We start from the raw sequence: 18,126 nt of genomic DNA on the forward strand, positions 1-18,126 counted from the left end.
TCAACTCCTCGATGACGGTGACTGGTTGGCCTCGGCGAAGAGCACCCGTGGGTCCTCGCTGCCGCAGGCGCAGCGGCCGGTGAGCACGCGTCCGGCGAGGCCGAGCGGGGTCTCGGGAAGCAGCGAGGTGCGCGCTTCCCCCGCCGCCACGGACAGCTGCCCGTCCCGCACGCCGACCCGCCACTCGGCCGCGTTGACGTGCGCGCCCCCGCGTTCGGGGCACTCCAGCGCGAGCGCCGGGCCCACGGTCGCGATCAGGGCGGCGGACACGCCCACCCCGCGCAGCAGCGGTATGGCGGTGGGCCGGGCCAGCACGACCGGCGTCGTCCGGAACATCTCACCGACGTCGGCCGCACCGGCCAGCCCCTCCAGGGTCTCGGCCGACAGGCCGATGACCGCGTGCGGGTCGAGTTCGCGGTGGAAGACCGCGGTCCTGCGGTGGTCCCAGCCCATCGCCTCGGCGATGCCGTACGTCACCTTCAGGGTGCGCAGGGCACCGATCACGGCGTGGCCCCAGAAGCCCTCGAAGCCGGAGGTGGTGAGCAACGCCCGCTGTCCGGCGGCGAGTCCATGGTCCCGGAACCGGGCGGTGACCCAGTCGGTGTCGCGGGCGAGTTCCGTCCAGGTCAGTTCCATGTCCCGGATGCCGGCGGGGGTGGGGAAGCGGACGAGGTAGGCGAGTTCGGGCCGGTCGAGGGTGCGGGCCCTGGCCAGGGTGTCGGCGCGGGCCATCAACTCCTCACCACCCGGGGGAACTTGGCGACGCTGGTCATGGTCTTCAACAGGTCCTCCTCGGTGCGCATGTCGAGCACCGGCTTGACGCCGGTCCGCTCCCGCACGGCCTCGCCCAGGCGTCCGGCCAGGGCGTCGACGTCGCCGGTGAGCCGGGGGTCGTAGCCGACACGCAGGCGCAGTTCGTCGACCTCGCGTCCGGCGCGGACGATCTGGAAGACGCCGGCCACGGTCTCGGGCTGGTCCTCGACCGCCTGCCAGATGTCCCGCAGGACCACGGACCGCCCCTGGACCAGCGTCTCGTCGCCGCGCCGGCCGGCCACCCACATCCGGGCATGGGTGCGCCCGCAGCCGCAGCGGTCCCGGGAGAGGCGGACGAGGTCCTCGCTGCGGTAACGGATCAGCGGCGCGGCCCGGTTGTCGAGGTCGGTGGCAACCAGTTCGCCGAGGTCGCCCTCCGCCGCGTCGCGCCAGCCGTGTTCGTCGACCTCGACGCACTCGGCGAAGACGGTGTCCTCCCAGAGGTGGAAGCCGTCGTGTTCGCGGCACTCCCAGGCGGTGCCGGTGTCGGCGGCGCTGGTGTACTCGTAGACGTCGATGCCCCAGTCCTCGCGGATCCGCTCGCGCATCTTCCGGCTGAGGGGCTGTCCGGCGCAGGAGGCGCCCTTGAGGGAGGAGAACGCCTCCTTGAGGTCGGTGCGGCCGGCCAGGTGCTCCAGCTCCACCATCTGCGGATACATCATCTGGAGGTAGGCCGGGCGGTAGGTGCGCAGGGCCTCGACGACCTCGTCCATCTTCCCGAGCCAGGTGTCGACCTCGATGACGACCGCGCCGAGCGCCTGGTAGCCGGGGTCCATGAGGTTGCGGAAGGTGCCGGGCGGGCTCAGCACCCGGTCTCCGGGCCGGAGGCCGAGTTCCCACAGGTCACGCACCTGTGCGGTGACCAGGGGCGGCGCGTCCTCCCAGATCTCGGCGAAGAACTCGGGGTCTCCGGTGGTGCCCGAACTGGAGGAGACGGAGGTCAGTTCCTCGGTCGGGACGCAGAGCAGCCCGCCGAAGGGGTCGCCGGTGCGGGCCCGGTGGGCGCGCACCATGTCCTTGGTGATGAACGGCACGCGGGCCCGGAAGTCGTCCAGGGTGCGGACGTCCCGCGGATGCACCCCGTGCTCGTCCCAAAGTGCTTGGTAGAAGGCGGAGTTGGCGTAGGCGTACTCGACGAGTTCCACCACCCGCTCTTCCTGCCGTGCCCGCAGCTGGTCCCGGGCCATGGTCTCCACCTGTGGCTCGAAGTACCTGTCAGCGGTGTCCTTGTCCCCGGCCATGGCGCCTCCTCGCGGCTCAGCTGCCCAGATCTTCCAGCTATCAGCGCAATCAGTCAACCAATTCGACGGATTACAGGAGAGCTCTCGCGCTCACTCGATCCATATAGTTAACTATTAGCACTCATTGGACCCTCGGGAGGGCGATGTGAAGATCGTTGCCTGCGCGCCACGTCACCCACGGCGCCCCGGTGATCACGGTGAAGCCGAACGCCACCGCACCCGAACCAGCGCCGGTCACCACCGAGTTGGAGAAGGGGGACGTCGCCTCCGGCGGCCGGGGCGTGAACGGCGCCGAGAACTTCGCCGTGATCGAGCGCGTCGCCGACGCCCTGGGCGCGGCCGTCGGAGCGTCCCGCGCCGCCGTCGGCGCGGGCCGGTACCCGCACAGCCACCAGGTCGGCCAGACCGGCACCCAGGTCTCCCCGCAGCTCCATCTCGCCGCCGGCATCTCCGGGGCGATCCAGCACCGCGCGGGCATGCGGACCTTCCAGACCATCGTCGCCGTCAACAAGGACGCGGACGCCCCGATCTTCGAACTCGCCGACTACGGAGTCGTAGGGGATCTCTTCCAGGTGCTCCCGCAGCCGGTGGAGGAGATCGAGCGGCGCCGGAGCTGATCTCCACCCCCTCCTGGCCTTCCGTCTGCTCGCCGATACGATTAAAATCGCTAACTGATTGCATCTATTGACCCGAAGGAGTGCCATGACGAAGATCTGGGTCAACTCCGGGGACTCCCATGTGATGGAGCCCGACGACCTGTGGACACAGGCGCTGCCGCCGCGCCTCGCCGACCGGGCGCCGCGCAGTGAGCGCGGTGACAAGTACGAGGTGCTGTACATCGACGGCGAGCGCATCGACCGCCAGCTCAACGACTTCATGGACGCCATGCGGCCACCGGGCGCCCGGGATCTCCAGGTCCGGCTGAAGGACCTCGACCAGGAGGGCGTGTGGGGTCAACTCGCCTTCCCCTCCATGGGGTTCTGGCTGGTGTCGATCACCGACCGGGAGCTGGCCCGGGAGACCGTACGGGCCTGGAACGACTGGGCGCACTCCGAGGTGCTCGGGAAGCAGCAGCGCATCATCACCCCCGCCTGTGTGTCGACCGCCGATGTCGAGGACGCCGTCGCCGAGGTCGAGCGCGTGGCGGAGCTGGGTTTCCAGTCGGTGTTCCTGCCGTGCCAGACACGGCCCGGCGAGGAGTACGCCCTCGACCGCTGGGAACCGCTGTGGACGGCGGCCGAGCGGGCCGGTCTGGTGCTGGGCTTCCACATCGGCACCGGTGGCGAGAACGTCGTCTTCCGCGGGCCCGGCGGCGCGGTCGTCAACTACATGGAGACGACCTACCCGGGCATGCGCGTCGTGTCCCACATGGTCGCGGGCGGCGCCCTGGACCGGCATCCCGACCTGAAGATCCTGATCGCGGAGGGCGGCGCGGGCTGGGTGCCGGCCATCGGCGACCGGATGGACGAGGCCTACCGTCAGCACGGCATGTTCGTCCGGCCGAAGCTCAGCCGGCTGCCCAGCGAGATCATCAGGCAGCAGGTGTACGCCTCCTTCCAGCACGACAAGAGCTCGGTGGAGATCGTCGAGTCGACGGGTTACCGCAACGTGATGTGGGGCGACGACTACCCCCACCTGGAAGGCACTTACGGCCACACCCAGTCCACGCTGCACGAGCTGTTCGACGGCGTGCCCGCCGACATCCGCGAGCGCGTCACCCGCGGCACCTTCGACGAGCTGTTCCGCCTGCCCGAGCGGACTCCCCAGGAGGCGGCGGTCTGAGCGGCGACACCCCGATGAGCAGTCCGCCGTATCCCGAGGATCTGGAACGACCGGGCCTCGTGCGCACCGGCCGGTCGACCTTCGTCCGGCCCGTCCGGCCGGAGGACGCCGACCGCCTGGTCGCGTTCGTCGGCGGCCTGTCCCGGGCGACCCTGGCCTATCGCTCGCTCGGCCCGGTGGTCCGCGCCCGCGACGACGTGATCCGGCGCGGCGCCCGCGTGGACTACCTCAACGAACTGGCACTCGTCGCCCTGGCCGGCGACGAGATCGCGGGCCTGGTGCGGTACGTCCGCGACCCCGAGGAACCGGAGCACGCGGAGGTCACCTTCACCATCCGCGACGACCACCAGAGCGAGGGGTTCGGCAGGCTGCTCCTGGAGCACATCGCCGCCGCCGCGCGCACCCGGGGCATCCGGGTCCTGGAGGCCGACGTCCTCGCCGACAACACCCGCATGATCAACGTGTTCCTCGGCTCCGGCTACCGGGTCGAGGCCGGGCCGCCCGGCCAGATCGTCCACTTCGAGATCGCCGTCGACCCACAGGCCCAGGCCGTCGCCCGCGCCGAACGCCGTGAACACACGGCCGTGCGGCGCTCCCTGCGCCCGCTCCTCGAACCCCGCTCGGTCGCCGTGATCGGCGCGAACCGGAGCCCCCTGACCATCGGCCACGAGATCGTCGCCAATCTGGTGCGGGGCGGTTTCCGCGGCCCCGTGTTCCCGGTCAATCCCCTGGCCGAGCGGGTCGCGGGGGCACGGGCGTATCCGAACATCCGGGAGCTGCCCGAGGTACCGGACCTGGCGCTGGTCGCCGTGCGGGCCGAGGCGGTCCCCGAAGTCGTACGAGAGTGTGCGGAGGCCGGCGTCAAGGCCGTGGTCGTCGTCTCAACGGGCTTTGGCGAAACGGGAGTCGAGGGTCGGGCGACCGAGCTGGAACTGGCCCGCTTCGCCCGCGCCTCCGGGATGCGGCTGGTGGGCCCGAACTGCATGGGTGTGGTCAACACGACGCCCGCCGCTCGGCTGGCCGCGACCTTCTCGCCCGCGCTGCCTACGCCGGGCCGGGTGGCGATGTCCAGCCAGTCCGGGCCCCTCGGGCTCGCGGTGCTCGACTTCGCCCGCCGGCTGCGGCTGGGCTTCTCCGGGTTCGTGTCGGTGGGCCACGCCGTGGACGTGTCCACCAACGACCTGCTCCAGTGGTGGGAGGAGGACCCCGAGACCTCGGTGGTCCTGCTGCATGTCGAGACCTTCGGCAATCCGCGCCGGTTCGCCCGTATCGCGCGCCGGGTCGCGCCGCGCAAGCCGATCGTCGCGGTGCACCCGGGCCACGCGGACACGGCGGTCGACTCGCTCTTCGCCCAGTCCGGCGTCATCCGCACCCGCAGTCTCCAGGAACTCTTCGACGTAACACTCCTGTTGGCGCACCAGCCGCCCCCGCCGGGCCACCGGGTCGCCGTGCTCACCAACGCGGGCGGCCCCGCCGCGCTGACCGTCGGCGCGTGCGAGGCGAGCGGCCTGCGGGTGCCCGCACTGGCCGAGCGCCTACGGCACACCCTCCGTACGGCGCTCTCGCCCCGCGCGGACGTCACCAACCCGATCGACCTCACGCCGACGGCCACCGCCGCGCACTACCGGCACGCGCTGGACGCCGTACTGGCCGACGACTCCATCGACTCCGCCGTGGTCCTCTTCATGCCGCCGCTCGCCGACAAGCCCGACGAGGTCGCGGCGGCGATCCTCGACGCGGCCGAGGCCGCGCCCGGGAAACCGGTGGTCGCGAGTTTCCTCGGCGGCGCGGGCGTCGCCGACCTCCTCCACCGGGGCGAACTCGTCGTACCGACCTACGCGTTCCCCGAATCCGCCGCGACCTCGCTCGGCCACGCGGCGGCGTACCAGGCGTGGCGCAGCACCCCCGCCGGAGTCATACCGGACCTTCCGGGCGTCGACACGGACCGGGCCCGCTCGCTGGTCGCCGGGCGCGCTCCCGGAGCCGTACCGCCGCAGGCCGCCGCCGAGTTGCTGCACTCGTACGGCATCTCGGTCCGGGACGCGGACTCCCACGGCCCGGACGCGTTCCTCTCCGTCCGCGCGGACCCGGTCTTCGGCCCGGTGATCGCGTTCGGTCTCACCGGGGACTACGCCGACCTCATGGCCGACGTCGCCCACCGGATCACCCCGCTCAGCGACCGCGACGCCCGCGAGATGATCCGCTCGCTGCGCGCCGCCCCGCTGCTGGACGGCCGGGTGGGCGGCCCGGGCGTGGACCTGACGGCCCTGGAGGAAACCGTGCTGCGGATCTCCGCGATGGTCGAGGACCTGCCCGAGATCGAGTCGATGGAACTGCGTCCGGTACGGCTGCTGCCGCCCGGGGACGGCGTCGCCGTCGCCCACGCCACGATCGAACTCACCGACGACACAAGGAGAGGCGGCCCCTCATGAAGGTCGGCATCTACTTCGACATGCGCAACCCCCCTCCCTGGCAGCAGAGTTGGGCTCGCGTCTACGGATTCGCCCTGGAGATGTGCGAGGAGGCGGACCACCTCGGCCTCGACTCGGTCTGGTTCTCCGAACACCACGGCTTCGAGGACGGATACCTCCCGCAGCCGCTCACCATGGCCGCCGCGGTCGCGGCCCGCACGAGCAGGATCCGCCTGGGCACCGCGGTCATCCCCGCGCCCCTGCACGCGGCCCCCGAACTCGCCGAACAGGCCGCCGTCGTCGACATCATCAGCGACGGCCGCCTGGACCTCGGCCTCGGCACCGGCTACCGCGTACCCGAGTACCGGCTCTACGGCGCCGATCTCGCCCGGCGCTACTCCACGACGGACCAGCGGGTGCGGGAGATCCGCGGCCTGTGGTCCGAGTCCCTGGTCACCCCCGGCCCGGTCCAGGACCCGCTGCCGATCTGGCTCGGCTACCAGGGCCCCCAGGGCGCACGCCGCGCCGGACGGCTGGGCACCGGGCTGCTCTCCCTCAACCCGGCCCTGCTGGCGCCGTACCGGGACGGCCTCGCCGAGAGCGGCTACGACGTGTCGGCGGCGCGGATGCAGGGTTCGTTCACCACGTTCGTCACCGAGGACCCCGAGGGCGACTGGCCTGTGGTGCGCAAGCACCTGGCGTACCAGTGGGACAGCTATCGCCGGTACATGGTCGAGGGCACCGACCAGCCCGCGCCCCGCCCCATCGACCCCGAGAAGTGGCGGGAGACAGGGCTGCGGGCGACCGGCGTCGGTCAGTTCCTGTACGGCACCCCGCAGGACGTCGCCGACGCCATCAGGGCGTACGTGGCGGGGCTGCCGGTGGAAGGGGTGTTCCTGTGGGCGTCGCTGGCCGGGATGCCCGAGGAGATGGTGGCACGCCAGGTCCAGCTGATCGCCGGGAAGTTGCGCCCGCTGCTTGCCGATGTCTGAACCGAGGAGGATCAGCGTGACGAGAACGACCGGTGGGGCCTCGACGCCCGCGGGGCCCTGGGCGGGCGCCGACTTCCAGGAGCCGCCCCGCACCCACGGCGGCGTGGCGCTGTGCGGCGCGTGCCGTGTCGCCGGTTCCTGCCGTCTGGGTGTCGAGGGCGAACGGCTCGACGAGGACGGCGTGGCGGTGTTCGCGCTCGCCTGTCCCCGCGACCAGGAGGGCGGGCCGAATGTCGCGCACGGCGGCTGGACGGCGGCCGTACTGGACGACTGTCTCGGTCATCTCCCGCTGCTGCACCGGGTGTTGAGCGTCACGGCGGAGTTGGGCGTGAGCTTCGTGAAGCCGGTTCCGGTGGAACGGCCACTGGAGGTCCGGGCCTGGGTCGAACGCCGAGAGGGCCGGCGCTGGTACATCGCGGGGGAGATGGTGCTGCTGCCGACCCGTGCCGTGCTGGCCCGGGCCTCCGGGATCTGGGTGACCCGCGACCAGGGCCACTTCGCACGGCACGAGGCGTGGCTGGCCGACCAGGAGGCCAAAGTCAAGCACGGGGGCGAGGTTCAGTAGGACCGCAGCCCCATGCTCCGGGCGATCCCGTTGCGCTGGATCTGGCTGGTTCCGCCGGAGATCGTGGCCACGATCGACTCCCGGTAGCGGAAGCTCATCACGCTCTCGGTCGAGAAGCCGTGCCCGGCACAGACCTGCATCCCGAGCCGGGCGGCGGCCACATAGGTCTCCGACCCCTTGAGCTTGGCCATCGAACCCTCCCTCGTGCACGGCTTGCCCTGGGCGAGCAGCCAGGCGGCGCGGTACGCGAGCAGGCGGGCCGAGTCGATCTCGGTCTGGAGGTCGGCCATGGCGTGGGCGAGGGCCTGGAAGTTCCCGATCGGCCGGCCGAAGGCGTGCCGGGTGCGGGAGTACTCCAGCATCTCGTCCAACGTGGCCTGTGCGGCGCCCAGATACCCGCCGGTGATGATCACCTTCTCCAGTTCGATGTTGGAGAGCATGACCTTCCAGCCCTCGTCGCGCGGGCCGACGAGGTTCTCCTTCGGGATCAACGCGTCGTTGAAGAAGATCTCGTTGGTGCCGAGGATGTGCCGGGCCAGCGTCGGCGTCCGGCGCACCTCGACGCCGTCCGTCGCGGGGTCGACGAGGAGCAGGCTGATGCCGCCGTGCTTGGGTTCGCGGGGTCCGGTCCGGACGTAGGTCGCGATGGTCGTGTCGGGCAGACCACCACCGGTGCACCAGGCCTTCTGGCCGCGGACGAGGAAGTGGTCGCCGTGGTCCTCGGCGGTGGTGCGCAGGGCGGCGGCGTCGGACCCGCTGTCCGGCTCGCTGAGGCCTACGGCGAGCCGGTGGCGCCCCGTCATCACCTGCTCACGGATGAAGTCGCGCTGCGCCTCGTTCCCCCACCGGAACACGGTGATCCCCGGGATGAGCACGCCGATGTAGCACATGGCGACGTCGAAGCTGGCCCGCCCCAACTCCTCGGCGATCAGGATGAGTTCGAGCGGGCTGCCGCCGTCCCCGCCCTCGTCCTCGCCGAACGGCAGGGAGAACCACCCCAGTTCGGCCATGCCGCGGAACAACTCGGGCGGTACGACGCCCTCCTCGTCCCATCGCTTGGCCTTCTCGGCCGGGCACACGTCGGCGACGAACTGCCGTGCCGTCGCGCGCAACAGGTCCTGCTCGTCGGTCAGCCCGAAGTCCACGGCCACTCCTCGACAGCACTAGGCTATTCATCTAGCTAATTATTCTATGTTAGCGGATAGGCTGCCCGGCCGGAATGCGTCCTCGCCGAGTGCCGCCGAATCCCGCCGAGTCCCGTGATGTGGCGGGTCTCGGCGGGCCGGCAGGTCCGTGCGTCGGTGGTCGCGCAGACGGACTGCTCCCCTCGTCCTTCGTGTCCGGTCAGGCGGTGCACTGGTAGGCGGGGTAGGTGAGATAGCCCGCGTCGCCGCCCTCGAAGTACGTGGCCGGGTCGGCGGGCGCGAGCGGCAGCCCCGTGCGGAGCCGTTCCACCAGGTCGGGGTTGGCGAGGAAGCCGCGGCCGAAGCTGATCAGGTCCGCGCCCAGGCCGAGCCAGTGGTCGGCGGCGGCCCGGTCGACCTGCTTGGGGCCCATCGGGACCACCGGGTTGACGACCAGGCTGCCCGGCCACGCCCGGCGCAGCCCGACCAGCACCTCCTCCTCGGCGGTGGCCTCCAGGTGCACATAGGCGAGGTCGAAGCGGACCAGTTCGGCGAGCAGGGCCGCGTACAGTTCCGGCACCTCCCTCTCCTCGACGCCCCAGAAGGTGCCGCCGGGAGAGAGCCTGATCGCGGTGCGGGCCGCGCCCACGGCGTCGACCGTGGCGGCGACGGCCTCGACGGCGAAGCGGATGCGGTGGGCGATCGGTCCGCCGTAGGAATCGGTGCGCAGGTTGGCGTTGGACGACAGGAACTGGGAGATCAAGTAGCCGTTCGCGCCGTGCAGTTCGACGCCGTCGAAGCCGGCGTCGACGGCGCGCCGGGCGGCCTCGGCGTACGAGCGGGCCTGCTCGGGCACCTCGGAGAGGTCCAGGGCGCGCGGGACCGGGGTGGGCTGCGGCCCGGTCGGGGTGAACACATCGCCCACGGCGGCGACGGCGGACGGTCCGACCGGCTGGAGGCCGGTGGTGTCGGGGTGCGAGACCCGGCCGCCGTGCATGATCTGGGCGAAGATCCGCCCGCCGTTGGCGTGCACGGCGTCGGTGACGGGCCGCCATGAGGCCACCTGCTCGTCGGTGTGGAGCCCCGGGGTGCCCGGGTTGGACTGCCCGACCAGGCTGGGCTGCACGCCCTCGGTGACGATCAGCCCCGCGGTGGCCCGCTGGGCGTAGTACACCGCCATGGACGGGGTGGCCAGGCCCCCGGCCGCGGCGCGGACCCGGGTCATCGGGGCCATCACGACGCGGTTGGGCAGTTCCAGGCCGCCGAGGCGGTGGCGGTCGAACAACGTGGTCATGCCGGAACTCCTTCGTATGTGCCGAAGGCCCGGGAAGAGCGGGCCCGACAGGTACGCTAAAACCTGACATCAATGTGAGATGCAAGTCCTGGAGCCCAGGGCACGGTCGGGAGGGTGAGATGCGGATCGGTGAACTCGCGGCGCGGAGCGGGGTGAGTGTCCGTTCCCTGCGCTACTACGAAGAGCAGGGGCTGCTCGTCAGCACCCGCAGCGGCGGCGGGCAGCGGCACTTCACTCAGGACGACATCGCGCGGGTCGACTTCATCCAGCGCCTGTACGTGGCCGGGCTGTCCAGCCGCACCATCCTCGAACTGATGCCGTGCCGCGACGCACCCAGCGACGAGAACTCCAACTCCGCGCTGGAACGCATGGCCCAGGAGCGCGACCGGCTCTCCGCCCACATCGAGGAGCTGCTGAACACCCGCGACGCGCTCGACGGCCTGATGGCCACGGCCCGCGCCGACCGCGACGGCCGCCGCGCCGCGGCATGAGGAGGCCCGGACGGTCTCGTCGACGGGATTCTTGACGAAGGGACGCGTGGCGGCGCGGCCACGGAGCCGTCCGTCGGGTCAGCGGCTCTTGCGTACCCTGGCCGCCGCGCGGGCCTCCGCCGCCTTGCGGGCGTCAGCGGTTTTGCGGGACTCCTTGGCGGGGCGGCCCGGTCGGGTGCCCATGCCGCGGAAGGGGGCGTTGCCGCCGCTGGTCTTCGTGCCGGTCGGCGGGCGTTTGGCGCCGGTGATGGCGGTCAGCTTCTCCTCGCCCGAGCGCACCTGGGTGACGGTCGGGCGGATGCCGGCGTCGGACATCATCCGGTTGACGTCGCGCCGTTGGTTGGGGGTGACCAGGGTGACCACCTTGCCGGACTCCCCCGCGCGCGCCGTACGCCCGGCCCGGTGCAGGTAGTCCTTGGCGTCGGCGGGCGGGTCGACGTTGACGACGAGGTCGAGGGCGTCGATGTGAATACCCCGGGCGGCGACGTTGGTGGCCACCAGCACGGTGACCTCGCCGTCCTTGAACTGGCCGAGCGTGTGCGTGCGCTGCGGCTGGGACTTCCCGCTGTGCAGGGCGGCGGCCCGTACGCCGCTGGCCCGCAGGTGCCGGGTGAACTGGTCCACGCCGGCCTTGGTGTCGAGGAACATCAGCACCCGGCCGTCGCGTGCGGCGATCTCGGTCGCCGTCGCGTACTTGTCGGCGGCGTGGATGTTCAGCACGTGGTGGTCCATCGTCGTGACCGAGCCCGCGGCCCGGTCGACCGAGGCGACAACGGGGTCGTGGAGATAGTCCTTGACCAGTTGGTCGACGTCGCGGTCGAGCGTGGCCGAGAACAGCAGCCGCTGCCCGTCGGCGCCGACCTGGTCCAGGATCTCCGAGACCTGCGGCAGGAACCCCAGGTCGCACATCTGGTCCGCCTCGTCCAGCACGGTGATCCGCACATGGTTCAGAACGCAGTCCCGGCGCGACACGAGGTCGGCCAGCCGCCCCGGCGTCGCGACGACCACCTCGACGCCGGTCCGCAGCAGCGCCTGCTGCCGGTTGATCGACAGACCGCCGACCACCGTCGCCAGCCGCACACCCAGTGTCCGCGCGTACGGTTCGAGCGCGTCGCTCACCTGCTGGGCGAGCTCACGGGTCGGCACCAGGACCAGGGCGAGCGGCCGTTTCGACTCCGCCCGCCGGCCCGCGGTCCGTACGAGCAGCGCGAGTCCGAAGGCCAGCGTCTTGCCGGAACCGGTCCGCGCCCGGCCCAGTACGTCCCGGCCGGCCAGCGCGTCGGGCAGGGTCGCCGCCTGGATCGGGAAGGGCTCCGTCACCCCGAGGCCGGTCATCGTCCCCACCAGCTCGGACGGCAGCCCGAACCCGTCGAAGGAAGTGACCGGCGACGGGCCCGCGGAGACCGCGCGCGGCGCCGCCGCCGACCCGTCCTCGTCGGCACGGGAGGGGCCGGAGGCCGGCGGCTGCGCGTTCATGGGGAACCTTTCTCGGTCTGATGCCCGCAACGCGCTGGGGCCCGTACCTCTTGGCACGGGCCCCAGCGGTGTCGAAGCGTTCCCCCATTTTACCAGCGGACACCGGAGGCACCCGCCTCAGCGCCCGAGGGGACGCCGCGAGGAGGACTCAGGGCTTGAGCGTGAAGGTGACGAGGACCTCGTGACCGTCGCGGGCGGCGAGCAGGTCGTCGAACACCCCGACGCGGCCGGTGTCACGGCGTGGCAACGACGGAGAACGAGCGGCAGGCAGGTGGGCAGGACCACCCAGGTCATCTGCCTGAAACCCCGCTAGAAATCGGCGAGTTGGTCGGCCAGACCGGCCAGGTCGTCGGCGTAGACGTCGAACCGGTCCGCAGAGGCGGGCGGGTCACCGGCGGGACGGGCGACAAAGGCGGTGCGCAGGCCGACGCGCTGTGCTCCCCGCAGGTCCCAGGCGTGGGCGGCGACCATGAGAAGCCGTTCCGGCGGTCGGCCGGAGACGGTGACGGCCAACTGGTACACCGCCGGGTCCGGCTTGTAGGTCCGGGCCTCCTCGGCGGACAGTGCCTGGTGCCAGCGCAGGCCGGCGTGGGCGTTGAGTTCCAGCAGCGCCGTCCGGCCGGCGTTGGAGAGCCCGATCAGCGGGAACCGTTCGGCGAGCCGGGCGAGCCCCGCCACCGTGTCGGGCCACGGCGGAAGCCGGCACCCCGACCGGGCAAGCGCCGCTACGGCGGCGGGCTCGTCGACTCCGACGGCCTCGGCGACGAGCCGGGCGGCCTCCAGGTCGAGGGCCTCGCTGGTGAGGTAGGGGCGGACGCCGTCGAGGACGCGACGCTGCTCGCGGTCGATGTGCCGCTGCCACAGCGCCAGAAGCCGCTCGACCCGGGGATCGTCGAGCGACGGGTCCAGCGCGCGTATGCCGGCGCGGATACCGGCGGGTTCGTCGACGAGCGTGCCGAGCACGTCGAAGACGACGGCGTCGATCTCGGGCTCTGCCATGGGAGAGGTCTCCTGGACGAGACGAAGGGGCGAAGGGTCGAAGTAGGGGCGTAGGAGCGGCTGTTGACCCAACGCGGCGGGAAACCACCGGATTCCGGCAGCCCGGCGGATCGTGCACGTCTGATATATCGCTGGTATGCGTACTGAATACAACCCGGCCCTGATGGAGCCGGTCGCGGTCTATCGCCTGCTCACGTCGACTGTCGTTCCGCGCCCCATCGCCTGGGTGTCGACCGTCTCCGCCGACGGGGTCGACAATCTCGCTCCGCACTCCTTCTTCACGGTCTCGTCGGTCAGGCCACCGATCGTGCAGTTCACCTCGGTCGGCCGCAAGGACTCGCTGCGCAATGTCGAGGCCACCGGGCAGTTCGTGGTCAACCTCGCGCCGGAGTCGCTCATCGACGAGGTGAACAGGACCGCGACGGACTTCCCGGAAGGCGTGAGCGAGTTCGACGCCGTGGGGGTGGGGCGCGAGGCCGGCGCACGGGTGAAGGCACCCCGCGTCGCCGGCTCCCCCGTGGCGCTGGAGTGCGAGCTGCACAGCACCCTCGGGCTGGGTGACTCCACCGTGGTGTTCGGGCGGGTGGTGCACATCGCGATCGACGAGACCGTCCTGGACGACGGCCATCCGGAGGTGACCCGGCTGCGCCCCCTGGCCCGCCTGGGCAAGGACGAGTGGGGCACCCTCGGCGACGTTCTCGACCTGCGCCGTATCCGCTACGCCGACTGGCCCGCGTCGAGCTGATACGGGCCACCTGGTCGGCTGATCGGCTTCTCCGGCACCGCGCCGTCTCCCGTGTCGGTCAGTAGAACTCCACCGTGTCCACCCGGTTGAGCAGAGCGCGTCCGTCGAGGAGGCGGGTGGCGTTGGCGGCGAAGAGTTCGGCGATGAGGCGGTCCTCCGCGGTGTTGAGCGCGGCGGTGTGCGGGCTGATCAGGACGTGGTCGTGGTCCCAGAGGGGGCTGTGGGCGGGCAGTGGTTCCGTCTCGAACACGTCGAGTGCGGCAAAGCCGACCCGGCCGGAGTCGAGGGCGTCGAGCAGGGCGGTCTCGTCGACGACGTTTCCGCGCCCGACGTTGACGAGGGTAGCGCCGGGCCGGAGGGCGTCGAAGAACCGCTTGTCGAGCAGATGCTCGGTCGCCGCGGTGCCGGGGAGGGTGTTGACCACGGCGTCCACCGTCGGCGCCACCTCGGCGAGACGGTCGGGACGGACGACCTCGGCGACACCGGGGAGGCTCACGTCCTTCCTGCTGGTGCCGATGACCCTCGCGCCCAGCGCCCACAGTTTCGCGGCGACGACACGGCCGATCCCGCCGAGGCCGAGCACGAGTACCGTCTGCTCGCTCACCTGCCTCATGGTCCAGCGACCGCTCCACTCGTGGGCGCGCTGCTGGCGGCCGAGGCGGGGCAGGTCCTTGGCTCCCGCGAGGACGCCGAAGACGGCGAACTCGGCGAGGGGCTGCCCGTGCACGCCGGCCGAGGTGGTGAAGGCGACCCGGTCGAGTTCCTCGGGGCCGAGTCCCGCCGCCTTGACCTGGCTGCCGCCGCCGGCCGCCATGGTGTGCACCCAGCGCAGCCGTCCGTTGGCGCGGACGGTTCGCGCCAGGGCGGAGGGGTCCACGTCGGGGATGCCGTAGAGCGCGTCGGCCGAGTCGAGTGCCGCCTCGTAGGCGCTTCGCTGCCGCGGTGTGCGGCGCCAGGCCGGGTCGCCCGCGAAGTCGGCGGGCCAGCGCATCGGCGGTAGGAGGGAAGGGTCGACGACGAGGTCGATCCTGGGCTCCAACTCCCTTATGAGCGCGCAGTTCTCCTCGGAGAGCGGGGCGGCGACGGCGACGCGGAGCCGGTCGGTCTCCCGCATCAGGCGGCCCGCTTCCGCAGTGCCTCGACCTCGGCGTCGAGGTCGGCCTCGCGGGCGACGATCTCCTTGACCGCGGTGAGGGCCTCCTCGGCGCGGTGCGGGGGGATCACGATCACGCCGTCGGCGTCGGCGGCGACGATGTCGCCGGGGTTCACCACCACCCCGCCGATGGCGACGGGTTCGCCGATCGTGCCGGGACCGTTCTTGAAGGGGCCGGCGGGTGTCAGGCCGCGGGCGAAGACGGGGACGCCGAGCTTCTCGATGATGGCGCCGTCGCGCACATAGCCGTCGACGACCGCGCCGACCGCGCCGTACACGTCGAATCGCTGGGCGAGGTTGTCGCCGATGATGGCGCGACCGGGGTGGCCGAAGGAGTTGATGACGAGGATGTCGCCGGGGCGGATGTGTTCGAGCGCGGCGATCACGGCCTTGTTGTCGCCCGCGACGGTGAGCACCGGGAGCGCGGTGCCGACGGCCCGGGCGCCGTTCCAGACGGGTGCGATGCCCCCGTCGACGATGTTCAGCCGGTCGAGGGCGTCACCGAGGTTGGCCACGGAGTGTTCGCGGAACCGGTCGAGCACCTCCCGGTCGACGCGCTCCCACCCGCTGGTGACGCGCACGTTCTCGCGCACGTTGTCCTGGCTCATCTCAGACCCCTTCACCAAAAAATGCGAACTCTTTCGCGTTTCAAGGTGTCAGTCTGCATCCGTCCACGTCGACAGACAAGGGGTCGTGATCGTCGGATCGACTGCCGTCACCACGGAAACATGGCGGAATCGCAAGGTTGACACAGGTGCAACTCCAGCCCTTGACCGCTCCGAGAATGCGAACTTATTCTCATTCGCGATTCAAGTCGCAGCTCGGCTCCGGACCGGAAGTGGGCCCATGGCAACGTCAGATCGACTCGGCATCACCACAGAACCCTCAGAGACAGCGGTCGACGTCGTCACCGCACAGGACAAGGTCGTCCGCAAGGCCACCGTCGCGGGCGCCATCGGCTCCTTCGTCGAGTGGTACGACTACGGCATCTACGGCCTGCTCGTCACCTATCTCGCGCTCAACATCATGGGCGAGGCCGACGCGGGAGGTCTCTTCCTCACCAACGTCGGCTTCCTGATCAGCTTCCTCGCGCGCCCCTTCGGCAGCGTGATCTGCGGATACCTCGGGGACAGGCTCGGGCGCAAGAGGCTGCTGGCCACCCTCCTGGTGCTCATCTCCGGAGCGACCGCCGCCATCGGCCTCATCCCCTCGCACACGGCCATCGGGGTCGGCGCGCCCGTCCTGCTGGTCCTGCTCCGGGTGCTCCAGGGCTTCTCGGCGGGCGGCGAGGTGGCGGGTGCCATGTCGTTCGTCGGCGAGTACGCGCCGGACGCGCGCCGCAACTACATGATGAGCTTCATCGCGGTCGGCTCGTTCGTGGCCCTCATGTTCGGCAGCACCCTCTCCGCCGTCCTCATCACGACGCTCGGCGACGGCGCGATGACCTCCTGGGCCTGGCGGGTGCCGTTCCTGGTCGCCGTCCCCCTCGGCTACGTCGGCTTCTACATCCGCAGCAGGCTGGAGGAGACCCCGCACTTCACCGCCCTGCGCGAGCAGCGGACCGTCGCCCGCAACCCGCTGCGGGAGGCGCTGACCTCGAAGCGGCACCTGAAGGCGATCCTGCTCACGATCTTCCTGCCCGCGCTCAACGGCCCCGGCTACTACCTGCTGTTCGTCTACATGCCGACCTATCTGAAGACCTCGCTCGGCGACCACAACTTCTCGATGGTGCGGGCGCTCATGGTCACCGCGTGCAGTCTGGTCGCCATCGTGATCAGCATTCCGCTCATGGCGCGGCTGTCGGACCGGATCGGCCGCAAACCCGTGCTCGCCCTCTCCGCCGTCGCGGTGGGCGTGGTGGCGTACCCCATGTTCCTGCTCATCACCACCGGCAGATTCGGGCTCGCCTGTATCGGCACCGTCGTGCTCGCCGTGGCGTTCTCCGGCCACGCGGCGGTCGTCCACACCGTGCTCGCCGAGATGTTCCCGACCAGCGTGCGCTACTCCGCGTACAGCATCGGGTTCAGCCTCTCGACGGTCGTCTTCGGCGGCAGCGCCCCGCTCGTGATGACCGATCTGATCAAGTCGACGGGGTCCAACCTGATCCCGGCGTTCGCCGCGATCATCACGGCCGCGATCACCCTGGTCACCGTGGCGTTCCTGCGGGAGACCAAGGGCCGGCCGCTCGCTTCCCACTGAACCGAACCGCACTTCGGGAGAGACACCATGGCATCCGGAATCAACTCGGTGGCCGTCGTCGCCGACCTCGGCGAGAGCTTCGGCAACTACACGATCGGTGACGACGCCGCCCTGCTGGGCCTCGTCACCGCGTCGAACATCGCCTGCGGCTTCCACGCCGGCGACCCGCGCATCATGGACCGGACCGTCGCCGACTGCGTCGAGCGCGGTATCGAACTGGGCGCCCACCCCGGCTACCCCGACCTCGTCGGCTTCGGCCGCCGGCTCATCGAGGCGTCGGAGGAGGAGATCCGCACCGACGTCCTCTACCAGCTCGGCGCGCTCGACGCCTTCGCCCGTGTGCACGGCGGCACGATCAGCCATGTCGCCCCGCACGGCCGCATGGGCTCGATCGCGCAGACCGACGCCAAGCACGCCCGCGCCATCACGGACGCGATCGCCGCGTACAACAGGGAGTACATCGTCATCTGCCAACGCGGCCTGCTCGCCGAGGAGTCGCGCAAGCGCGGCCTCGACGTCGGCTACGTCTTCCTCGCCGACCGCGGCTACGGCGACGACGGCATGCCCGTCCCGCGCTCGCACCCACAGGGCCTGATCTACGACCCCGAACTCATCGGCGAGCGCTGCGTCCAGGTCGTGCGGGAGGGCACCGTGCGCTCGGTGGACGGCGACGTCGTACCGCTCGGCCACGACGTCGACGTCCTCCTCCTGCACGGCGACCACCCGACCGTACTCGCCAACGGCACCGCCCTGCGGGCCGCGTTGGAGGCCGCGGCTGTCAACGTCACCGGGCTGAAAGACGTGTTGGCCGAGAAGGCGAAGGCGTTGGTCTGAACACCCC

16 protein-coding genes and 1 pseudogene are annotated in these 18,126 nt (G+C 71.1%); 9 read left to right on the top strand and 8 right to left on the bottom strand.

The genetic code is table 11. The features are described from left to right. Both ACIQBL_RS19175 and ACIQBL_RS19180 read right to left on the bottom strand, forming a co-directional pair. Complete coding sequence (locus ACIQBL_RS19175) at positions 1-732, bottom strand: hypothetical protein (RefSeq protein ID WP_401943149.1); 732 nt, start codon at positions 730-732, stop codon at positions 1-3. Beyond that, a complete protein-coding gene (locus tag ACIQBL_RS19180) occupies positions 732-2,054 on the bottom strand; it encodes a phenylacetate--CoA ligase family protein (RefSeq protein ID WP_401943150.1) in 1,323 nt (440 codons plus the stop codon). The genes ACIQBL_RS19175 and ACIQBL_RS19180 overlap by 1 nt, the downstream gene beginning before the upstream one ends. 170 nt (positions 2,055-2,224) lie before the next feature. On the opposite strand from ACIQBL_RS19180, the pseudogene ACIQBL_RS19185 reads away from it, so the two are divergent. From ACIQBL_RS19185 to ACIQBL_RS19205, 5 genes and pseudogenes are all read left to right on the top strand, one after another. Then, a pseudogene (locus ACIQBL_RS19185) lies at positions 2,225-2,671 on the top strand (electron transfer flavoprotein subunit alpha/FixB family protein); the annotation flags it as partial. Between the two features lie 85 nt (positions 2,672-2,756). Next, a complete protein-coding gene (locus ACIQBL_RS19190) occupies positions 2,757-3,836 on the top strand; it encodes an amidohydrolase family protein (protein ID WP_401943152.1) in 1,080 nt (359 codons plus the stop codon). Positions 3,837-3,850: 14 nt separating this feature from the next. Then, on the top strand, positions 3,851-6,268 hold the full coding sequence (locus ACIQBL_RS19195; protein WP_401943154.1) for a GNAT family N-acetyltransferase: 2,418 nt from the start codon (positions 3,851-3,853) through the stop codon (positions 6,266-6,268). Continuing rightward, the gene (locus ACIQBL_RS19200) at positions 6,265-7,239 is read left to right on the top strand and encodes an LLM class flavin-dependent oxidoreductase (RefSeq protein ID WP_401943156.1); all 975 of its coding nucleotides are present in this window, start codon (positions 6,265-6,267) and stop codon (positions 7,237-7,239) included. Before ACIQBL_RS19195 ends, ACIQBL_RS19200 begins: the two co-directional genes overlap by 4 nt. Positions 7,240-7,255: 16 nt before the next feature. Next, entirely contained in the window at positions 7,256-7,804 is a 549-nt protein-coding gene (locus tag ACIQBL_RS19205) for a PaaI family thioesterase (RefSeq protein WP_401943158.1), read from the top strand. On the opposite strand, the gene ACIQBL_RS19210 is transcribed toward ACIQBL_RS19205, so the two are convergent. Together ACIQBL_RS19210 and ACIQBL_RS19215 are read right to left on the bottom strand one after the other, a co-directional pair. Further along, the gene (locus ACIQBL_RS19210; protein WP_401943160.1) at positions 7,798-8,949 is read right to left on the bottom strand and encodes an acyl-CoA dehydrogenase family protein; all 1,152 of its coding nucleotides are present in this window, start codon (positions 8,947-8,949) and stop codon (positions 7,798-7,800) included. The two genes, ACIQBL_RS19205 and ACIQBL_RS19210, sit on opposite strands and share 7 nt — an antisense overlap. 199 nt (positions 8,950-9,148) lie before the next feature. After that, positions 9,149-10,222 carry an alkene reductase gene (locus ACIQBL_RS19215; protein WP_401943162.1) on the bottom strand — a complete coding sequence of 358 codons (1,074 nt, stop codon included), beginning with the start codon at positions 10,220-10,222 and terminating at the stop codon, positions 9,149-9,151. Between the two features lie 119 nt (positions 10,223-10,341). Here ACIQBL_RS19215 and ACIQBL_RS19220 point away from each other — a divergent pair, with 119 nt between their 5' ends. Next, positions 10,342-10,713 (top strand): MerR family transcriptional regulator, encoded by a 372-nt coding sequence (locus ACIQBL_RS19220; protein WP_401943165.1) that lies wholly within the window; start codon positions 10,342-10,344, stop codon positions 10,711-10,713. A gap of 78 nt (positions 10,714-10,791) precedes the next feature. Here the strand turns inward: ACIQBL_RS19220 and ACIQBL_RS19225 are convergent, their stop codons facing one another. Further along, complete coding sequence (locus ACIQBL_RS19225; RefSeq protein ID WP_401943167.1) at positions 10,792-12,189, bottom strand: DEAD/DEAH box helicase; 1,398 nt, start codon at positions 12,187-12,189, stop codon at positions 10,792-10,794. 309 nt (positions 12,190-12,498) lie between these two features. Beyond that, a complete protein-coding gene (locus ACIQBL_RS19230) occupies positions 12,499-13,188 on the bottom strand; it encodes a haloacid dehalogenase type II (protein WP_401943169.1) in 690 nt (229 codons plus the stop codon). A 136-nt stretch (positions 13,189-13,324) separates the two neighbouring features. Here ACIQBL_RS19230 and ACIQBL_RS19235 point away from each other — a divergent pair, with 136 nt between their 5' ends. Beyond that, positions 13,325-13,933, top strand: a complete 609-nt coding sequence (locus tag ACIQBL_RS19235) for a flavin reductase family protein (protein WP_401943171.1) — start codon at positions 13,325-13,327, stop codon at positions 13,931-13,933. Positions 13,934-13,991: 58 nt separating this feature from the next. Here the strand turns inward: ACIQBL_RS19235 and ACIQBL_RS19240 are convergent, their stop codons facing one another. Together ACIQBL_RS19240 and ACIQBL_RS19245 are read right to left on the bottom strand one after the other, a co-directional pair. Further along, a complete protein-coding gene (locus ACIQBL_RS19240) occupies positions 13,992-15,047 on the bottom strand; it encodes a D-2-hydroxyacid dehydrogenase (RefSeq protein WP_401943173.1) in 1,056 nt (351 codons plus the stop codon). Beyond that, entirely contained in the window at positions 15,047-15,694 is a 648-nt protein-coding gene (locus tag ACIQBL_RS19245) for an RraA family protein (RefSeq protein WP_401943176.1), read from the bottom strand. Before ACIQBL_RS19245 ends, ACIQBL_RS19240 begins: the two co-directional genes overlap by 1 nt. 238 nt (positions 15,695-15,932) lie before the next feature. Between ACIQBL_RS19245 and ACIQBL_RS19250 the strand changes: the two genes are divergently transcribed. Both ACIQBL_RS19250 and ACIQBL_RS19255 read left to right on the top strand, forming a co-directional pair. Next, positions 15,933-17,285, top strand: a complete 1,353-nt coding sequence (locus ACIQBL_RS19250; protein WP_401943179.1) for an MFS transporter — start codon at positions 15,933-15,935, stop codon at positions 17,283-17,285. A gap of 27 nt (positions 17,286-17,312) precedes the next feature. Then, positions 17,313-18,119, top strand: coding sequence for a 5-oxoprolinase subunit PxpA (locus ACIQBL_RS19255; RefSeq protein ID WP_401943181.1), 807 nt, complete (start codon positions 17,313-17,315; stop codon positions 18,117-18,119). Positions 18,120-18,126 lie beyond the last annotated feature (7 nt).

The sequence above is a fragment of the Streptomyces sp. NPDC088350 genome (assembly GCF_044753545.1).
Lineage (GTDB): Bacteria > Actinomycetota > Actinomycetes > Streptomycetales > Streptomycetaceae > Streptomyces.

What these genes read in the sequence shown, in the direction of transcription:
- ACIQBL_RS19175 (WP_401943149.1), bottom strand. Translation starts at nt 732, where the DNA reads ATGGCCCGCGCCGACACCCTGGCCAGGGCCCGCACCCTCGACCGGCCC.
- ACIQBL_RS19180 (WP_401943150.1), bottom strand. Translation starts at nt 2,054, where the DNA reads ATGGCCGGGGACAAGGACACCGCTGACAGGTACTTCGAGCCACAGGTG.
- ACIQBL_RS19190 (WP_401943152.1), top strand. Translation starts at nt 2,757, where the DNA reads ATGACGAAGATCTGGGTCAACTCCGGGGACTCCCATGTGATGGAGCCC.
- ACIQBL_RS19195 (WP_401943154.1), top strand. Translation starts at nt 3,851, where the DNA reads ATGAGCAGTCCGCCGTATCCCGAGGATCTGGAACGACCGGGCCTCGTG.
- ACIQBL_RS19200 (WP_401943156.1), top strand. Translation starts at nt 6,265, where the DNA reads ATGAAGGTCGGCATCTACTTCGACATGCGCAACCCCCCTCCCTGGCAG.
- ACIQBL_RS19215 (WP_401943162.1), bottom strand. Translation starts at nt 10,222, where the DNA reads ATGACCACGTTGTTCGACCGCCACCGCCTCGGCGGCCTGGAACTGCCC.
- ACIQBL_RS19220 (WP_401943165.1), top strand. Translation starts at nt 10,342, where the DNA reads ATGCGGATCGGTGAACTCGCGGCGCGGAGCGGGGTGAGTGTCCGTTCC.
- ACIQBL_RS19225 (WP_401943167.1), bottom strand. Translation starts at nt 12,189, where the DNA reads ATGAACGCGCAGCCGCCGGCCTCCGGCCCCTCCCGTGCCGACGAGGAC.
- ACIQBL_RS19230 (WP_401943169.1), bottom strand. Translation starts at nt 13,188, where the DNA reads ATGGCAGAGCCCGAGATCGACGCCGTCGTCTTCGACGTGCTCGGCACG.
- ACIQBL_RS19235 (WP_401943171.1), top strand. Translation starts at nt 13,325, where the DNA reads ATGCGTACTGAATACAACCCGGCCCTGATGGAGCCGGTCGCGGTCTAT.
- ACIQBL_RS19240 (WP_401943173.1), bottom strand. Translation starts at nt 15,047, where the DNA reads ATGCGGGAGACCGACCGGCTCCGCGTCGCCGTCGCCGCCCCGCTCTCC.
- ACIQBL_RS19245 (WP_401943176.1), bottom strand. Translation starts at nt 15,694, where the DNA reads ATGAGCCAGGACAACGTGCGCGAGAACGTGCGCGTCACCAGCGGGTGG.
- ACIQBL_RS19250 (WP_401943179.1), top strand. Translation starts at nt 15,933, where the DNA reads ATGGCAACGTCAGATCGACTCGGCATCACCACAGAACCCTCAGAGACA.
- ACIQBL_RS19255 (WP_401943181.1), top strand. Translation starts at nt 17,313, where the DNA reads ATGGCATCCGGAATCAACTCGGTGGCCGTCGTCGCCGACCTCGGCGAG.